Genomic DNA, 17,200 nt, shown 5'->3' with positions numbered 1-17,200 from the left:
ATCTCTGATGCCGCTTTTCGGCACGGACGGCGTACGTGGACTTGCCAATGGCGTCCTCACCGCCGATCTCGCGCTCTCCCTGGCCCAGGCGACTGCCGTCGTCCTGGGCCAGGGCCGCACCGCAGAGGCTCGCAAGGCCGAAGGCAAGCGACTGTCCGCAGTCGTCGCCCGCGACCCGCGCGTCTCCGGTGAATTCCTCGTGGCCGCCGTCTCGGCAGGCCTCGCCGCATCCGGCGTCGACGTGCTCGACGCGGGTGTCATCCCCACTCCCGCCCTGGCGTTCCTGATCGGCGACCACGACGCAGACTTCGGCGTAATGGTGTCGGCCTCGCACAACCCGGCCGCGGACAACGGGATCAAGATCTTCGCCCGCGGCGGTGTGAAGCTTCCCGACATCGTCGAGCAGCGCATCGAAGCCGCGATGGCGGGCGAGAAGCTTCTCCCCACGGGCTCCGGTGTCGGGCGCATCGAGCGCTTCTCCGATGCGGAGGACCGGTACAAGCTGCACCTGCTCGGCTCTCTGCCGCACAGCCTCGATGGCATCCATGTCGTTCTGGACTGCGCGCACGGCGCCGCGTCAGGCGTCTCGCCTGAGACCTTCAAGGATGCCGGAGCCACCGTCACGGTGATCGGCGCCGACCCCGACGGTCTCAACATCAACGACGGTGTCGGCTCCACGCATCTGCACAACCTCGCTGAGACTGTCGTCCGCCTGGGCGCCGATGTCGGAATCGCCCACGATGGCGATGCGGACCGCTGCCTCGCCGTGGATGCCGAGGGCAACATCATCGACGGCGACCAGATCATGGCGATCCTCGCCGTCGCGATGAAGCAGCGCGGTCACCTCACCGACGACACTCTCGTCGCGACGGTCATGAGCAACCTCGGTCTGCACATGGCCATGCGCGAGAACGGCATCACGGTGCGGCAGACCGCCGTCGGCGACCGCTACGTCCTCGAGGACATGAACGCGAACGGCTTCGCCCTGGGCGGCGAGCAGTCGGGGCACGTCATCATGAGCGAGTTCGCCACCACCGGCGACGGCGTCCTCACCGGACTCCACCTGGTCGCGGAGATGGCGCGGCAGAAGAAGTCGATCGCCGAGCTCGCTGCCGTCATGACCATCTACCCGCAGATCCTCATCAACGTGCGTGATGTCGACAAGGACCGCTGCGCCGATGACGAGGGCGTCCAGGAGGCCGTCGCCGCCGTCGAGGCCGAACTCGGTGACACCGGCCGCGTACTGCTGCGCAAGTCGGGCACCGAGCAGCTCGTGCGCGTGATGGTCGAAGCCGCGGATGCCGAGTCTGCGAAGGCTCACGCGGACAGGCTCGTCGCCGTCGTCAAGGAGCGGCTCGCGCTTTAACCGGACCTCATCAGGCTAAAGCGCGGATCGTATCCGATCTGATGTCGTATGTGCGGTAGGCGAAGATCACGGAAACATAACGAGTTGCTCGCGCAATCTTGTTGGCCTCCCGCGCGCGGCCTATGCTTGCCGCACTTGTTCCGAGCGTAATCCGAGCGTTCGAGGCGAGAGAAAGGTCCGGATCAGCGTGAGCCCTTCCTAGGAGGACTCGTCGTCGAACCGGAATGGGGATTGGGGACCCAGGGGAGAATACGTGGGTTGTTGGCTTCGTGCGTGACGCGCGTCGCCATGGTCGGCCTGCTGGCCGGACGCTGATCTACCGGCGGTGACAACTGCCGGATCCATCGGCACCAGCAGCCGAGGAGGACGCATCATCGAGGCCGCGCGCAGCGCGGCGGCATCGTCAAACGATGATCGAGGCCCCTCCGGCCAGCGACCGACGTGCCTCACGCGCGACGTGCAGACGTCGGTCGCCGGCCCGCACTCACTCGCCGAGTTGCGAGACGTATGCCTTGAGCGCTGCGTCTGAGTCTTGCGGCTTGTACCCGGTGCCTGTCAGTTTCTCGAGGTCGAGGATGCTGTTGTGCGGCCGCGGTGCGATGGGCCCTGTCGCCTGTGCGTAGTACGCCTCGGTGCCGACGGGTGTTACGCGTGCGGGGTCGTGGCCGGTGAGCCGGTAGACCTCGCGCGCGATGTCGGCCCAGGTTCGCGCGGGTCCGGTGCCGGTGAGGTTGTAGGTGCCGTGCGGGGCGCCGGTGGCGAGCAGGTGGTGGATGCCGCGGGCGAGGTCGTCGGTGAAGGTGAGCCGCCCGTGCTGGTCGTCGATGACGTTCGGGTCGATGCCGCGTGCGGCGAGGTTCGCCATGGTGCGGACGAAGTTGTTGCCGTCGCCGATGACCCAGGAGGTTCGGATGATGTAGTGGCGTGGGGTGGTTGCTGCGGCGAGGTCGCCGGCGGCTTTGGACTGTCCGTAGACGCTGAGCGGGCTGACCGGCGCATTCTCGGTGTATGGTTCGGTGCTGGTGCCGTCGTAGACGTAGTCGCTGGAGATGTGCACGAGGGTGAGGCCGTACTCGGTGGCGATGCGGGCGAGTGCGGCGGGGCCTGTGGCGTTGATCTCCCACGCGGCTGCCCGGCCGTCAGGCGTCTCGGCGGTGTCGACGGCGGTGTACGCGGCGGCGTTGATGATGGTGCTGTACTCCCGCCACCGACGAACTGTCGCGAGGTCGGGGCTCGTGATGTCGAGCTCGGCCCTGGTGGTGTACTCGATGTGCGGGGCGTCGCCGTAACGGGCACGCAGAGCCCGACCGACCTGCCCGTCCGCGCCGGTGATGAGGATCTTCTTCGGCCGGATCGGGGTGACGTCGGCGAGCCGCGGGTGTGCTTTGTCCTTCTCAGAGATCTGCACCTGGTCCAGAGGGATCGGCCAGTCGATGGCGGCGCTCTCGTCGGCGAGGTTCAGGTTCGCGTAGTCGGCGTCGGCCGACCAGTGGTCGTTCACGAGGTACGTGTACGCGGTGTTCGGCTCGAGGGTCTGGTACGAGTTGCCGACTCCGCGGGGCACGAAGATCGCCTTCGACGGGTCGATCTCGGTCGTGAACACGACCCCGAAGGTGGGGCCTTCGCGCAGGTCGACCCAGGCGCCGAAGATCCGCCCTGTGGCGACGGAGATGAACTTGTCCCACGGCTCCGCATGGATGCCGCGGGTCGTCCCGGCCGCGTCGTTGAACGAGATGTTGTTCTGCACTGGACCGAAGTCGGGCAGGCCCGCCGCGGTCATCTTCTGCCGCTGCCAGTTCTCCTTGAACCAGCCCCGGGAATCGCCGTGCACCGGCAGGTCGAGGAGGAGCAGGCCGGGGATCGGGGTCTGAGCGATCAACACCATCACTGGCCCTTTCGTGCGTAGAACGCCTCGGTGGCATCCTTGGCCGGAGCCCACCACGACTCATTCTCGCGGTACCAGTCGATCGTCGCAGCCAGCCCCGCCTCGAAGTCCGCGAACTGCGGCTCCCACCCGAGCTCGGTGCGCAGCTTCGATGAATCGATCGCATACCGCAGGTCGTGCCCTGCCCGGTCGGCGACATGGTCGTACGCGTCAGGATCCTGCCCCATCAGCGAGAGGATCAACTCCACGACGTGCTTGTTGTTGCGCTCCCCGTCGGCGCCGATCAGATAGGTCTCCCCGATGCGGCCCTTCTCCAGGATCGTGAGCACGGCGGACGAGTGATCGTCGGCATGGATCCAGTCCCGCACGTTCTGCCCCGCACCGTACAGGCGGGGGCGGATGCCGCGGATGATGTTCGTGATCTGCCGGGGGATGAACTTCTCCACGTGCTGGTACGGGCCGTAGTTGTTCGAGCAGTTCGAGATCGTCACCTGCACCCCGAACGACCGCACCCACGCCCGCACGAGCAGATCCGAACCCGCCTTCGTCGACGAATACGGCGACGACGGATTGTACGGGGTGGTCTCGGTGAACCGGGCCGGATCATCCAATTCCAGATCCCCGTACACCTCATCCGTGGAGATGTGATGGAAGCGCACATCACGCCGGCGCGCGGCCTCCAGCAGCGTGTACGTGCCGACGATGTTCGTCTCCAGGAACGGACGCGGGTCATCCAACGAATTGTCGTTGTGCGACTCCGCCGCATAGTGCACCACAGCATCCGTCTCGGCGAACAGTCCGTCCACGAGCGCCGCATCCGTGATGTCCCCGTGCACGAACGCGACCCGATCCGCAGGCAGACCGGCCAGAGACGCCCGGTTGCCCGCATAGGTCAGCGCATCCAGCACCGTCACCCGGTGATCGGTGTGCTCCACCACATGGTGCACGAAGTTCGATCCGATGAACCCGGCTCCGCCGGTCACCAGCAGCTTCATCGATCGTCCCGATCGAGCAGCTCCAGCAGGTACCGGCCGTACCCCGACTTCACCAGACCCTCCGCACGTGACCGCAACGCGTCGTCACTGAGGAACCCGCGCCGCCACGCGACCTCCTCGGGCACCCCGATCTTCAGCCCGGTGCGGCGCTCCATCGTGCGCACATAGTCGGCGGCATCCGTCATCTGATCGAACGTCCCCGTGTCCAGCCACGCCGTGCCGCGCGGCAGAACCTCCACCTGCAGCTTCCCCCGCTCCAGGTACTCCCGGTTCACATCCGTGATCTCATACTCCCCGCGCGCGCTGGGCGACAGCCCCCGCGCGATCTCGACCACATCGTTGTCGTAGAAATACAACCCCGGCACCGCGTAGTTGCTCCGCGGCGACACCGGCTTCTCCTCCAGAGACACCGCCGCACCCGAACCGTCGAACTCGACCACGCCATAGGCTGTGGGTTCCGCCACCCAGTAGGCGAAGATCGCGCCACCGTCGATGCCCGAGAACCGGCCGAGTTGATCGCCCAGGCCTGGCCCGTACAGCAGATTGTCGCCGAGCACGAGTGCCACCGGCTCATCGCCGATGAAGTCCGCACCGATCGTGAACGCCTGCGCCAGACCGTCCGGCGACGCCTGCTGCGCGAACGTCAACCGGATCCCGAACTGCGACCCGTCACCGAGCAGCCGCTCGAAATGCGCCGCATCATGCGGTGTCGTGATCACCAGGATGTCGTCGATCCCCGCCAGCATCAACGTCGACAGCGGGTAATAGACCATCGGCTTGTCATACACCGGAACCAACTGCTTCGAAACACCCAACGTGATCGGATGCAGACGCGTGCCAGAACCGCCCGCGAGAATTATCCCCTTCATGAGAACTCCCCAGTCTCATCACGCACTCCCCAGTGCGTACGTGCGGGGGACTTCCCCGAGCCGTCCCGCACGGCACAGCGTAGCCCACTGTGACCCGGCCGCAACAGGGCTCGTGATGCTCCGTCCCGAGGACGTTCGATTTGCAAGGAAAAACGTCTCCCAAGAAAAAGGTGGTGACGACCGGGGGCTGTCCGGCTATAGTGACGCTCGGGACGGTTCTCCGTGTCCGCTCGTTCTGGGGATGAGCGGTGCAACCACGAGAACCGTGAAGGTCGCACGCGGGGGCGGGCGGCCTGACTGGGGAAACTGGGGACAATGGGGAGTTCAATCGTTCGCCGTGGGAGGCGATCACAGCCGATCCGTCGGGCTGCCGTCGCGCTGGCGGCCGTGCTGACGCTGGTCGTGAGCGGGTTCACGACGATGCCGGCACCCGCCGAAGCGGCAGGGAGCTCGTGCGGCCCCACCATCAACGAGATCGCGTGCGAGAACTCCAAGCCGGGCACCGACCCGGGCGTGTGGGACATCACCGGCGCTGGCGATGCCAGCATCCAAGGATTCGCGACCGACATCTCGGTCGACCGTGGTCATCGCATCGACTTCAAGATCGACACGGATGCCGACGAGTACACCATCGACATCTACCGCACCGGCTGGTACCAAGGTCTCGGAGCCCGGTTCATCCAATCAGTGCCGGTCACGGCGACGCTGCCTCAGATCCAGGACGAGTGCAAGTCGGACGAGGCGACGGAGCTGTACGACTGCGGCAACTGGGGCGTCTCGGCATCCTGGAACGTGCCGGAGACCGCGGTCTCCGGGGTGTACATCGCCAAGCTGACGCGAACCGACAACGACGATTCCAGTCACATCACCTTCATCGTCCGCGACGATGACAGCCATTCCGACGTCGTGTTCCAGACGTCTGACCCGACCTGGCACGCCTACAACACCTACGGTGGATCCGACTTCTACCAGGGCGGGGGCCCCGGTCGGGCCTACAAGATCAGTTACAACCGTCCGTTCGCGACCCGCAACTGGGTGGGCGGCCGGGACTTCTACTTCAGCAGCGAGTTCGCCACCGTCCGGTTCCTCGAACGCAACGGCTACGACATCAGCTACATCGCCGGCGTCGACACCGACCGCCATGGCGGTCTGCTGTTGAATCACAACGTCTTCCTGTCCGTCGGACACGACGAGTACTGGTCGGGCGCGCAGCGCACCAACGTCGAAGAGGCCAGGGACGCCGGAGTGAACCTGCAGTTCCTCTCCGGCAACGAGGTCTACTGGCGCACTCGCTACGAACCGTCGATCGACGACTCGCACACGCCCTACCGCACGCTGGTGTCGTACAAGGAGACGTGGTCGAACACGAAGATCGATCCGACCGCCGAGTGGACGGGAACCTGGCGCGACCCGCGCTTCGCCGCCGCGGACACCGGCGGGACGCTGCCGGAGAACGCGCTCACCGGCACGATGTACATGAGCAACGACACGGACCTCGCGATCACGGTCTCGCAGGCCGAGGGCAAGACACGGCTGTGGCGGAACACCAGTCTCACCTCTTTGCCGGTGGGTGCCACACAGGCACTCGCGCCGCACACCGTCGGCTACGAGTCCGATGAGGACATTGACAACGGATTCCGTCCCGACGGTCTGGTCCGGCTGTCCACCACGGTCGGCCCGACGCCGCAGTACCTGACCGACTACGGCAACGTGGTGGTGCCGGGGACGACCAAGCACCACGTCACGTTGTACCGGGCGGCCAGCGGTGCGCTGGTGTTCGGCGCCGGCACGATCCAATGGGGGTGGGGACTCGACCAGACCCACGACGGCGCCGGAGCGCCGGCCGACGTGCGGATGCAGCAGGCGCAGGTCAACCTCCTCGCGGACATGGGCGCGCAGCCCTCGACCCGGATGAGCGGCCTGGCCGCGGCGACGGCGAGCACCGACACCACGGCTCCGACGACGACGATCACAGGCCCGGCGGCCGGGGCATCCATCCCCGGCGGCTCGAAGGTCACCATCACGGGGACAGCGGCGGACGTCGGCGGCGTCGTGGCCGGAGTCGAGGTGTCGACGGATGGCGGCGAGACCTGGCATCCGGCAACGGGCACCACCTCGTGGAGCTACACGTACAACCAGCAGGGGTCAGGAAGCGTCGCCCTGCGTGCACGCGCGATCGACGACAGCGCCAATTTCGCGACCGGGGGCACGGCTCGGACGGTCGCGGTGACACCGCCGTACAGCGCGCTCGGAGACATCGTCCCTACCATCGCGAGCACGGACGACACCGGTGCTGTCGAACTCGGCATGCAGTTCACTCCGACCGACGACGGCTTCATCAGCGGGGTGCGCTTCTACAAGGGAGCGGCGAACACGGGCACGCACGTCGGATCGCTGTGGAACTCGGCCGGCACGCGACTCGCCACCGTCACCTTCGCGGGGGAGACCGCGACGGGGTGGCAGAGTGCCCTGTTCGCGAGTCCCGTCGAGGTGATCGCGGGTCAGAAGTACGTCGTCTCGTACACGTCCCCGAACGGCGGGTACGCGGCGGATGCGCGGTACTGGCCGTACCGTGCGACGCCGTCGGCGCCGGTCGCCGTCGCGCCGGGCGTGGGGGATGCCGCGCCCGGGGTGTTCGGTGTTGCCGGTCGCATGCCGACGGAGACCTGGTACGAGTCGAACTACTACGTCGACGTGCTCTTCGACGGCGTAGACGGGTCGCCGTTGCGAATCCTCACGGCATCACCGGTGCAGGGTTCGTCGAGCAACCCGACGAACTCGCCCATCACGGTCACGTTCTCGCGTGCGCTGCTCGCGTCGAGCCTGTCGCTGTCGTTGGAGGATGCCGGCGGCACAGCCGTCGCCGGGGCTACGGCCTACGACGCAGCCACCAAGACGGCGACGTTCACACCGACAGCGGCGCTCGCCGCGGGCACGACCTACTCGGTCGCGGTGGCGGCGACGGATCAGAACGGGGTCGGCCTCGCCGAGAACACCGGCACCTGGACCTTCTCGACTGCTGGGGCGACGCTGCCGGACGGCAGCTGCCCGTGCTCGTTGTTCACCGATCTCTCGCGGCCGGACATCGCCTCCGCGGCGGACACCGATGCGGTGACGCTCGGCGTGAAGTTCTCCAGCAGTGAGGCAGGGCGCATCACCGCGCTCCGGTTCTTCAAGGGGTCGGCCAACGGCGGCACGCACACGGGCACGCTCTGGAGCTCGACGGGCAGTCAGCTCGCCACCGTGACCTTCACGGGGGAGTCCACACAGGGATGGCAGACCGCGACGCTGTCGACACCGGTCACCGTCACGGCAGGCACGACGTACGTGGTGTCGTACACGGCGCCGGTCGGCGGCTACTCGGTGACCGCTGGTCGCTTCACGAACGCCTACTCGCGAGGTCCGCTGACGGTACCGGCCAACGGCGCCGTGTTCACGTACAGCGGTGGGTTCCCGAACCAGACATCCACGATCGACTACTCGGTCGACGTCGTGTTCGAACCGCAGACCCCGGTGCCGACTCTGGTCAGCACCACGCCGCAGGATGGAGCGATCGACGTCGCCGTGAGCACGACCGTCAGCGCGCGCTTCGATGCACCGCTCACCTCGGCCACGATCGGTCTGTCGAACGGCGGTGTCGCCGTGGCCGGAACCTCCGCGCTGTCGACCGACGGCAAGACGCTGACGTTCACGCCGACGCAGGCGCTGCCGTTCGGCGCCTCGCTGCAGGCGAAGGTCACCGACGTCGTCGGTGCCGACGACGCGCAGGGAGCCGACGCGACCTGGTCGTTCACCACAGGGAGCGAGTCGGGTTCTGCCGTCGTGACGATGTTCAGCGGCACGCCGACGGACGCGGTCACGGCCACGGACGACTCCGACTCCGTAGTCCTCGGGATGTCGTTCACGACGAGTGAAGCAGGTCAGGTCGGGGCGCTGCGCTTCTACAAGGCGCCGACCAACAGCGGTACGCACATCGGCTGGCTGTGGGGAACCGGGTCGACGCCGCTCGCCACGGTGACGTTCAGCGCGGAGAGCGCGAGCGGATGGCAGCGGGCCGTCCTCAGCGAACCGGTGGACATCATCCCTGGTCGCACGTACACGGTGTCGTACCTCGCGCCGAACGGCAACTACAGTTACCGCGTCGGAGGCTTCACGACCCCGGTCGTGAGCGGACCGCTCACAGCGGATGCCGGCGCCAACGGCGTCTACCGGTATGGGGCCTCCGGTCGTCCGACGACGGTCTCCGCGAGCGCATCCAATTACTTCGTCGATGTCGAGTTCGTCGCGGGCGCCGTCCAGGTCCCGGACACGATCTTCGGCGACACCGTGCCGACGGTCCAATCCAACTCCGACAATGACGCGGTGGAGGTGGGCACCGCATTCACGGTCGCCGCGCCCGGCGAAGTCACCGCGATTCGCTTCTACAAGGGCGCGGCGAACAGCGGAACGCATGTCGGCACGCTGTGGGACGGCGATCGCACGGCGCTCGCCACCGTCACCTTCACCGATGAGACCGAATCGGGCTGGCAGCGCGCTGCGCTGTCGAACCCGGTCGCGGTCTCGCCAGGGACGACCTACGTCGTCTCGTATTTCGCACCCAACGGTCACTATTCGAGCACGCCGGCCTACTTCGCCTCGGACCGCGTCAGCGGATCGATCACGGCGCCGGGTGGCGCGAACGGCCGATACATTTACGGCACCACAGGTGGTTACCCGACGTATTCCTGGAATTCGACGGCGTACTTCGTGGATGCCGAGATAGCGTTCGGGTCGGGATCGCCGGAGTCACCCCCTCAGACTCCGGCCCCCGACCCGAGCCCAAGCCCGACGCCGAGTCCCACTCCGTCTCCGACGCCGACGCCGACGCCGAGCCCGACTCCGACTCCGAGCCCGACGCCGACGCCGACCCCGACACCGGAGCCTGAACCGGCCCAGACGTTCACGGTCACGGCTCGCGAGCCCGCGTCCGCGGCAGTCGAGATCGCGCCGACCACAACGGTCACCGCGACGCTCGACGCAGACGCGCCTGCAGCGGCGGTGACGCTGACCGCGGGATCGGGCAGCGTGGCCGGAGCATCCGTCTACGACGCCTCGACGCGCACCGTCACCTTCACGCCGACCGAGCCGCTGGCCTGGTCGACCGCGTACACGGCCACCGTGACTGCGGGCGACGCACAGATCGCCGATGCGACGTGGAGCTTCACCACGACGGCCGCACCGCCGATCGTCGACGTCGTGAGCATCTTCGGCGACGCCACACCGCAGACCCCCGCATGGAACGACCCTGATGGAGTGCAGGTCGCGACACGATTCACTGTCGACGTGGCAGGCGAGATCACCGGCATCCGCTTCTACAAGGGAGCCACCAACACCGGCGCACACACCGGGTACCTGTGGAACGCGGCAGGCGAGAAGCTGGCCGAGATCGCCTTCACCGCCGAGACGGCCGAGAGCTGGCAGACCGCGACCTTCACCACGCCGGTCGCCCTGCAGCCCGGGGTCGAGTACCGGGTCGGGCTCTACAGCACCACAGGGCGCTACGCCATGGACCTCAGCACGCTGGCTCAGGAGACCAGCGTCGGTCACTTCACCATTCCGGCCAGCGGCAGCTCGTGGATCTATTCCCGGGCGTTCCCGAACAACCTGTCCGCCAACAACTACTGGGTCGACGTGCTGTTCGACCCCGTCGAATAAGTGCCATGACGCACCGACCGTGATGACGCATATCTGGGGAGAAATGAGGGGAATCATGACGGAGAAACTGAACGTCGCAGTCATCGGCGCCGGGTACTGGGGGCCCAATCTCGCGCGCAACTTCCGCGCGAGCGCCGACTGGGACCTGGCGGCGATCTGCGATCTCGACATCAAGCGGGCTCAGCAGGTCGCCGACGGGATCGGGGGAGCCCCGGTCACCGCCAGCCTCGACGACGTGCTCGCCGACCCGAAGGTCGATGCGATCGCGATCGCCACACCGGCGCGCACCCACCACCCGATCGTGCTGGCGGCACTCGACGCAGGCAAGCACGTGATGGTCGAGAAGCCCCTCGCCGACCAGCGCCACCGCGGCGAGGACATGGTCGCCCGCGCAGCCGAGAGCGGGCTGGTGCTGATGGCCGACCACACCTACTGCTACACACCCGCGGTGCTGAAGATCCGCGAGCTGATCGCCGAGGGAGAGCTCGGCGACATCCTGTTCGTCGACAGCGTCCGGATCAACCTCGGTCTCATCCAGCCCGACGTCGACGTGTTCTGGGATCTCGCCCCGCACGACCTGTCGATCATCGACTTCGTGCTGCCGGGGGGCCTCGACACCACCTCGGTCGCCGCTCACGGGGCCGACCCGCTGCGCACCGGCAAGGCCTGCGTCGGCTACCTCGCCATGCCGCTCGTCGGTGGGGCGATGGCCCACATCCACGTGAACTGGCTGAGCCCGACGAAGATCCGCCAGATGGTCATCGGCGGAACGAAGCGGACCCTCGTCTGGGACGACTTGAACCCGCAGCAGCGCATCAGCGTCTACGACCGCGGCGTCGACATCGCCTCGGTCACCAAGACGGTGTCGACCGTCGCGCGCGACGCCAACATCTCCTACCGGCTCGGCGACACGTGGTCACCGGCGCTGCCGGAGCGCGAGGCGCTCGGCAATGTGGCGGCCGAGTTCGCGAGCGCGATCCGCGAGGGCCGGCCGGCGCGCACAGACGGCGAGGCCGGCCTTCGCGTGCTCTCGGTTCTGGATGCCGCGCAGCGCAGCCTCCAGGCCGGCGGCGCCCCCGCACCATTGACCCTCGACATCCAACCCGCACGGAGCGCAGCAGCATGACCGCCATCGAAGGATCCCGCATCCTCGTCACCGGCGGGGCCGGCACCATCGGCTCCACCCTCGTCGACCAGCTGCTCGCGGCCGGCGCCGCTCACGTGGACGTGCTCGACAACCTCGTCCGCGGCCGCCGCGCCAACCTCGACGACGCGCTCGCCACGGGACGGACCTCACTGATCGACGGCGACATCCGCGACGCGAGGCTCGTCGACGAGCTCGTGGCCGAGCAGGACATCGTGTTCCACCAGGCGGCGATCCGCATCACGCAGTGCGCCGAGGAGCCGCGGCTGGCCCTCGAGGTGCTGGTCGACGGCACGTTCAACGTCGTCGAGGCGGCGGCCAAGCACAAGGTCGGCAAGCTCATCGCGGCATCCAGTGCCTCGGTGTACGGCATGGCAGAGGAGTTCCCGACCACCGAGCGCCATCACCACGAGAACAACGACACCATCTACGGTGCGGCCAAGACGTTCAACGAGGGTCTGGTGCGCAGCTTCCGCGCCATGCAGGGGCTCGACTACGTGCTGCTGCGGTACTTCAACGTGTACGGCCCTCGCATGGACGTGCATGGCCTGTACACCGAGGTGCTGGTGCGGTGGATGGAGCGCATCGTCGACGGCAAGCCGCCCCTGATCTTCGGCGACGGCAACCAGACGATGGACTTCGTCTGCGTGCCCGACATCGCCCGTGCGAACGTGCTGGCCGCCCAGAGCGACATCGTCGAGGGCACCTACAACATCGCCAGCTCGACCGAGACGAGCCTGCTCGAACTCGCCGAGGCGCTGCTGCGGGTCATGGGCTCCGACCTCGACGTCGAGCACGGGCCCGAGCGGGCCGTGAACGGCGTCGTCCGTCGCCTCGCCGACATCACCGCCGCGAAGCGTGACCTCAGCTGGGAGCCGACGATCGGGCTCGAAGAGGGCCTGCGCCAGCTCGTCGAGTGGTGGGGTCCGCTGCGCGACGAGATCGCAGCCGGAAGAGCGGTGGACGCAGCATGAGCGAGCGCATCAATGTACCCGGGCGCATCAATGTAATGGTCCCGTGGCTCGGCCAGGAGGAGGCGGATGCCGCCGCCGAGGCCATCGCGAGCGGATGGGTGGCACAGGGGCCGCGGGTCGCGCGGTTCGAGCAGGAGTTCGCCGCCGCCATGGGCGCGCGGTTCGGAGTCGCGACCACGAGCTGTACCACTGCGCTGCACCTCGCCTTGACCGTGGCGGGGATCGGCCCTGGCGACGATGTCCTGATTCCGTCGTTCTCGTTCATCGCGACGACCAACGCCGTCCGCTACGTCGGTGCGAACCCCGTCTTCGCCGACGTCGATATCGTCACCGGCAATGTCACCGGAGACTCGCTGGCCGCGGCGCTGACCGACAGGACGCGTGCGGTGATCGTCGTCGACCAGGGCGGCGTGCCCGTCGACCTCGACGATATCCGCCGGGTCACCGATCCGCTCCGGATCATCGTCGTGGAGGATGCCGCGTGCGGCGCAGGTTCCACGTACAAGGGGCGCCCGGTCGGCACGGGCGCTGACATCGCGACCTGGTCGTTCCACCCTCGGAAGCTCCTCACCACCGGTGAGGGCGGCATGATCACGACCGATCGGGAAACCTGGGCGGTGCGCGCCAAGCATCTGCGCGAGCATGCCATGAGCGTCTCGGCAGCCGATCGGCACGCGTCGGTGCTGCCCCCGGCGGAGGAGTACTCCGAGGTGGGCTACAACTTCCGCATGACCGACCTGCAGGCGGCCGTCGGCCTCGTGCAGCTGACCCGTCTGCCGGCGATCGTGGCACGTCGCCGCGAGATCGCTGCGCGCTACCGGGACACGATCGACGGGATCTGCGGACTGCGCGCGGTGAGCGACCCTGCGTACGGTACGAGCAACTTCCAGTCGTTCTGGGTCGAGGTCGAATCCGACTACCCGACCGATCGGGACGGGCTGCTGACCGCGCTCGCCGAAGCCGACATCTCGGCACGCCGCGGCATCATGGCCGCGCACCGTCAGGCGCCGTACGTCGACCTCACGCCGTCCGCCGGGCTGCCGGTGACCGAGCGGCTGACCGACAGCACGCTGATCCTGCCGGTCTTCCACACGCTGAGCGAGGCCGATCAGGACCGGGTGATCGCGGTGCTGCGGCAGCCCGTGCGCACGCTCGTCTCAGCCATCGAGGAAGGTGCGCGGACGTGAGCACGGTCGTCGATGATCGCCCGGGCTTCGGCGTGGGCAGGCTGGCTCGGCTCGTCCGGACCGCGGTCGACCGTCTCAGGATCGATCTGTCGGGGGCGGCGGTGCTCACAGAGGCCGCCACCGGGGCTTATGTCGTCACGCCGGTGATCGCTGCGCTGGCCGGGGCACAGGTCACCGCGGTGACGCGCACCACCAGACACGGCAGCGCCGAGGAGGTCTTGCGCCGGACGGCCGAGCTCGCCGGGCGATTTCAGGTGGAGGACCGCATCCGTGTCGTCACCGAGCGCACGCCGCAGATGTTCCGCGCTGCGGACATCATCACCAACAGCGGTCATCTTCGACCGATCATCGGGGAGTTCGCCGAAGCGATCCGCCCTGGTGCCGCGCTGAGCCTCATGTTCGAAGCGTGGGAGATCCAGGCGGGTCGGGTGGATCTCGATCTCGACGGCATCCGGAGTCGTGGCGTTCGCGTCGCGGGCACCAACGAACGGCATCCCGATATCGACGTGTTCTCCTACCTCGGCTCGATGGCGGTCGCTGAGCTCGCCGATGCCGGTGTCCCGTCATACGGGAACCGGATCGGCGTGCTCTGCGACAATCCGTTCCGGGAATTCCTGACCTCCGGTCTCACCGGCGGCGGCGCCGAGGTGTCGGCCGCCGCCTCCCTGCACGAGCTTCCCATCGGGGATCTCGATGCTCTGGTCGTCGCCGTCACCCCGACCGGCGCGTCCGTGTTGACCGCCGACGACTTCCACCTGATCCGGATGCTGCAGCCCGACCTGGTCGTCCTGCAGTACTGGGGAGATATCTCGCGCGAGGCGGCCGCTGGCGTCAGCGTCTGGCCTCCCTCGGCTCCTGCTGACGGCCACATGGCCGTCCTACCGTCGAAGGCGGGTCCCGACGCGATCGTGAACCTTCAGGCCGGCGGTCTCAAAGTCGGCGAACTGCTGTTGCGCGACCCTGCATCCCTGTCCGCGGCGGAGAGGGAGTATCTCGATGAACTCTGACACCGCACGCATCGTCCTCGTGGGCGACGGGCCGACCGCAGAATCCGCACTGCGGTCGCTGATCGGGCGATTCGATGTCGTCGCCGTTGTCCGCACCGTCGACGACGAGGCAGCTGATCCGGTCGCACGCGTCGCGGATGAAGCCGGCATCACTGTGCTCGCAGCTCCGAATACCGCGGCGCTCGAGGTCGAGATCGATCGGTTGGCCCCCGACCTGGTCGTGGTGTCGTCGTACTCGCGGATTCTGCCGGACCGTCTGATCTCGCAGCGCCCGTTTCTCAACGTCCACTACGCGGACCTTCCCCGGTACCGGGGCCGAGCGAACGTCAACTGGGCGCTCATCAACGGCGAGTCGCACGTGGGGATCGCCATCCACCGCATCGTCGAGGGCGTCGACGCCGGGCCGATCATCGCACGGGACCGCATCCCGATCGGCGAGCGCGACGACGTCACCGATCTCTACGCGCACCTGAACGAGCGTCAGGCGGAGCTTCTGCCCGACGCGATCATCGCCGTGCTGCACGGTGAGACCGGTACCGTTCAGGACCCGACCGAGGCGACCTACTGCTGCGGACGCGTCCCGGATGACGGCCTGATCGACTGGGCAGCGGGAACGGACGCCGTCGATCGCCTCATCCGAGCACTGACGGCGCCGTACCCGGGAGCGTTCACGTTCTGCGGCACCGCTCGGATCGTCGTCGACGAGGCCTCGCCGGTCGCAGACGCAACCGAGTACGTCGGCCGCGTACCGGGCAGGGTCGTCCAGGTGCACCGTCGGTCCGGTGAGGTGGACGTCCTGACCGGCGACGGGGTTCTTCGGCTCCGGTCGATCCGCGTCGACGGCGAGTCGTGCCGTCCTGCCGACGTCATCTCATCCGTGAGCGCGACGCTGGGCCTCTTTCCCCTCGATTTCCTCCGCGCGTCGGGCCTGATCGGAGCATCCGCATGAACAACGTCCCTTTCCTCGATCTCGCCGCACAGCAGGCCGAGGTCGCCGATGAGGTCCTCGCCCGATGGAAGCAGCAGCTCGGAGCCGCAGCCTTCGTGGGTGGGCCGGAGGTGAACGCCTTCGAGCAGGAGTACGCCGCCTACATCGGCGTGCGTCATGTGGTCGGCGTCTCGAACGGCACCGACGCCCTCGAACTGGCGTACCGCGCCGTCGGCGTGCAGCCCGGTGACGAGATCATCATGCCGGCGAACACCTTCATCGCCACGGCTGAGGCCGCGTCGCGGATCGGCGCAGTGCCGGTCTTCGTCGACGTCGACGACGAGTACCTGCTGATCGATCCGGCGGCGATCGAGGATGCGATCACCGAGCGCACCCGGGTGATCGCGCCGGTGCACCTGTTCGGGCAGACCGCGCCGCTGGAGCAGATCGTCCCGATCGCCGAGCGACACGGACTCACGGTCGTGGAGGATGCCGCGCAGTCACAGGGCGCCTCCGGCCCTGCAGGGCGGGCGGGTTCGATCGGCCGGGTGGCCGCGACGAGCTTCTACCCGGGCAAGAACCTGGGGGCGGCGGGCGACGCCGGTGCGGTGATGACCGACGACGCCGAGATCGCCGCCACCGTCCGCAACCTCGGTGGGCACGGCAGCAGCGTCAAGTACGTCCATGACCGCGTCGGCATGAACGCGCGGCTGGATGCCGTGCAGGCGACGGTGCTGCGGGCGAAGCTGCGCCGGCTCGACGCCTGGAACGCCGCGCGCCGCGTGGCCGCGGACCACTATGCGCAGCTGCTCGCGGACGTCGACGGGCTGCGGCTTCCCGCCGTGCGCGCGGGCAACGAGGACGTCTGGCACCTGTACGTCGTTCGCACGGCGGAGCGCGACCGCGTGATGGCCGAACTCGGCGCAGCAGGCATCGGCGTCGGCATCCACTACCCGACACCCGTGCACCTCACAGAGGCGTATCGGTCGCTCGGATACCGTGACGGGCAGTTCCCGGTGGCCGAGGCCGCGGCCGACAGCATCCTGTCTCTGCCGATGTTCCCGCACCTGACCGATGAGCAGCAGGAGCGGGTGGCGAGTGCCGTGCGCGCTGCCGTCGTCGGCGTGCGGGATCTGGCGCTGAGGTAGCCA

11 protein-coding genes are annotated in these 17,200 nt (G+C 67.9%); 8 read left to right on the top strand and 3 right to left on the bottom strand.

Translation table 11 applies throughout. The features are described from left to right. Positions 1-7 precede the first annotated feature (7 nt). Positions 8-1,366 (top strand): phosphoglucosamine mutase, encoded by a 1,359-nt coding sequence (gene glmM, locus LQZ87_RS00135; protein ID WP_230101423.1) that lies wholly within the window; start codon positions 8-10, stop codon positions 1,364-1,366. 484 nt (positions 1,367-1,850) lie between these two features. On the opposite strand, the gene LQZ87_RS00130 is transcribed toward glmM, so the two are convergent. From LQZ87_RS00130 to rfbA, 3 genes are read right to left on the bottom strand one after another with little or no spacing between them, the layout of a single operon-like run. Continuing rightward, on the bottom strand, positions 1,851-3,251 hold the full coding sequence (locus tag LQZ87_RS00130; RefSeq protein ID WP_230101422.1) for a bifunctional dTDP-4-dehydrorhamnose 3,5-epimerase family protein/NAD(P)-dependent oxidoreductase: 1,401 nt from the start codon (positions 3,249-3,251) through the stop codon (positions 1,851-1,853). Further along, entirely contained in the window at positions 3,251-4,246 is a 996-nt protein-coding gene (gene rfbB, locus LQZ87_RS00125; protein WP_230101421.1) for a dTDP-glucose 4,6-dehydratase, read from the bottom strand. The genes LQZ87_RS00130 and rfbB overlap by 1 nt, the downstream gene beginning before the upstream one ends. Beyond that, complete coding sequence (rfbA, locus tag LQZ87_RS00120; RefSeq protein WP_230101420.1) at positions 4,243-5,115, bottom strand: glucose-1-phosphate thymidylyltransferase RfbA; 873 nt, start codon at positions 5,113-5,115, stop codon at positions 4,243-4,245. Before rfbA ends, rfbB begins: the two co-directional genes overlap by 4 nt. A gap of 315 nt (positions 5,116-5,430) precedes the next feature. Here rfbA and LQZ87_RS00115 point away from each other — a divergent pair, with 315 nt between their 5' ends. From LQZ87_RS00115 to LQZ87_RS00085, 7 genes are read left to right on the top strand one after another with little or no spacing between them, the layout of a single operon-like run. Then, positions 5,431-10,809 carry a DUF4082 domain-containing protein gene (locus LQZ87_RS00115; protein ID WP_230101419.1) on the top strand — a complete coding sequence of 1,793 codons (5,379 nt, stop codon included), beginning with the start codon at positions 5,431-5,433 and terminating at the stop codon, positions 10,807-10,809. 55 nt (positions 10,810-10,864) lie between these two features. Continuing rightward, complete coding sequence (locus LQZ87_RS00110) at positions 10,865-11,935, top strand: Gfo/Idh/MocA family oxidoreductase (protein WP_230101418.1); 1,071 nt, start codon at positions 10,865-10,867, stop codon at positions 11,933-11,935. Continuing rightward, positions 11,932-12,927, top strand: a complete 996-nt coding sequence (locus tag LQZ87_RS00105) for an NAD-dependent epimerase/dehydratase family protein (protein WP_230101417.1) — start codon at positions 11,932-11,934, stop codon at positions 12,925-12,927. Before LQZ87_RS00110 ends, LQZ87_RS00105 begins: the two co-directional genes overlap by 4 nt. After that, the gene (locus tag LQZ87_RS00100) at positions 12,924-14,114 is read left to right on the top strand and encodes a DegT/DnrJ/EryC1/StrS family aminotransferase (protein WP_230101416.1); all 1,191 of its coding nucleotides are present in this window, start codon (positions 12,924-12,926) and stop codon (positions 14,112-14,114) included. Before LQZ87_RS00105 ends, LQZ87_RS00100 begins: the two co-directional genes overlap by 4 nt. Next, on the top strand, positions 14,111-15,121 hold the full coding sequence (locus tag LQZ87_RS00095) for a hypothetical protein (protein ID WP_230101415.1): 1,011 nt from the start codon (positions 14,111-14,113) through the stop codon (positions 15,119-15,121). The genes LQZ87_RS00100 and LQZ87_RS00095 overlap by 4 nt, the downstream gene beginning before the upstream one ends. Next, positions 15,111-16,070 carry a methionyl-tRNA formyltransferase gene (locus tag LQZ87_RS00090; protein WP_230101414.1) on the top strand — a complete coding sequence of 320 codons (960 nt, stop codon included), beginning with the start codon at positions 15,111-15,113 and terminating at the stop codon, positions 16,068-16,070. The genes LQZ87_RS00095 and LQZ87_RS00090 overlap by 11 nt, the downstream gene beginning before the upstream one ends. Continuing rightward, on the top strand, positions 16,067-17,197 hold the full coding sequence (locus tag LQZ87_RS00085) for a DegT/DnrJ/EryC1/StrS family aminotransferase (protein ID WP_230101413.1): 1,131 nt from the start codon (positions 16,067-16,069) through the stop codon (positions 17,195-17,197). The genes LQZ87_RS00090 and LQZ87_RS00085 overlap by 4 nt, the downstream gene beginning before the upstream one ends. The last annotated feature ends 3 nt before the right edge of the window (positions 17,198-17,200 follow it).

This window comes from Microbacterium sp. Bi121 (assembly GCF_918698005.1).
Taxonomy (GTDB): Bacteria; Actinomycetota; Actinomycetes; order Actinomycetales; family Microbacteriaceae; genus Microbacterium.
Note: the sequence above shows the minus strand (reverse complement) of the source record. Positions and strands in the feature narration are given on the sequence as shown.

Bases quoted from the DNA above. Each gene is read 5' to 3' on its own strand.
- LQZ87_RS00105 (WP_230101417.1), top strand. From the start codon at position 11,932: ATGACCGCCATCGAAGGATCCCGCATCCTCGTCACCGGCGGGGCCGGC.
- rfbA (WP_230101420.1), bottom strand. From the start codon at position 5,115: ATGAAGGGGATAATTCTCGCGGGCGGTTCTGGCACGCGTCTGCATCCG.
- LQZ87_RS00130 (WP_230101422.1), bottom strand. From the start codon at position 3,251: ATGGTGTTGATCGCTCAGACCCCGATCCCCGGCCTGCTCCTCCTCGAC.
- LQZ87_RS00110 (WP_230101418.1), top strand. From the start codon at position 10,865: ATGACGGAGAAACTGAACGTCGCAGTCATCGGCGCCGGGTACTGGGGG.
- LQZ87_RS00085 (WP_230101413.1), top strand. From the start codon at position 16,067: ATGAACAACGTCCCTTTCCTCGATCTCGCCGCACAGCAGGCCGAGGTC.
- LQZ87_RS00100 (WP_230101416.1), top strand. From the start codon at position 12,924: ATGAGCGAGCGCATCAATGTACCCGGGCGCATCAATGTAATGGTCCCG.
- glmM (WP_230101423.1), top strand. From the start codon at position 8: ATGCCGCTTTTCGGCACGGACGGCGTACGTGGACTTGCCAATGGCGTC.
- LQZ87_RS00090 (WP_230101414.1), top strand. From the start codon at position 15,111: ATGAACTCTGACACCGCACGCATCGTCCTCGTGGGCGACGGGCCGACC.
- LQZ87_RS00115 (WP_230101419.1), top strand. From the start codon at position 5,431: ATGGGGAGTTCAATCGTTCGCCGTGGGAGGCGATCACAGCCGATCCGT.
- rfbB (WP_230101421.1), bottom strand. From the start codon at position 4,246: ATGAAGCTGCTGGTGACCGGCGGAGCCGGGTTCATCGGATCGAACTTC.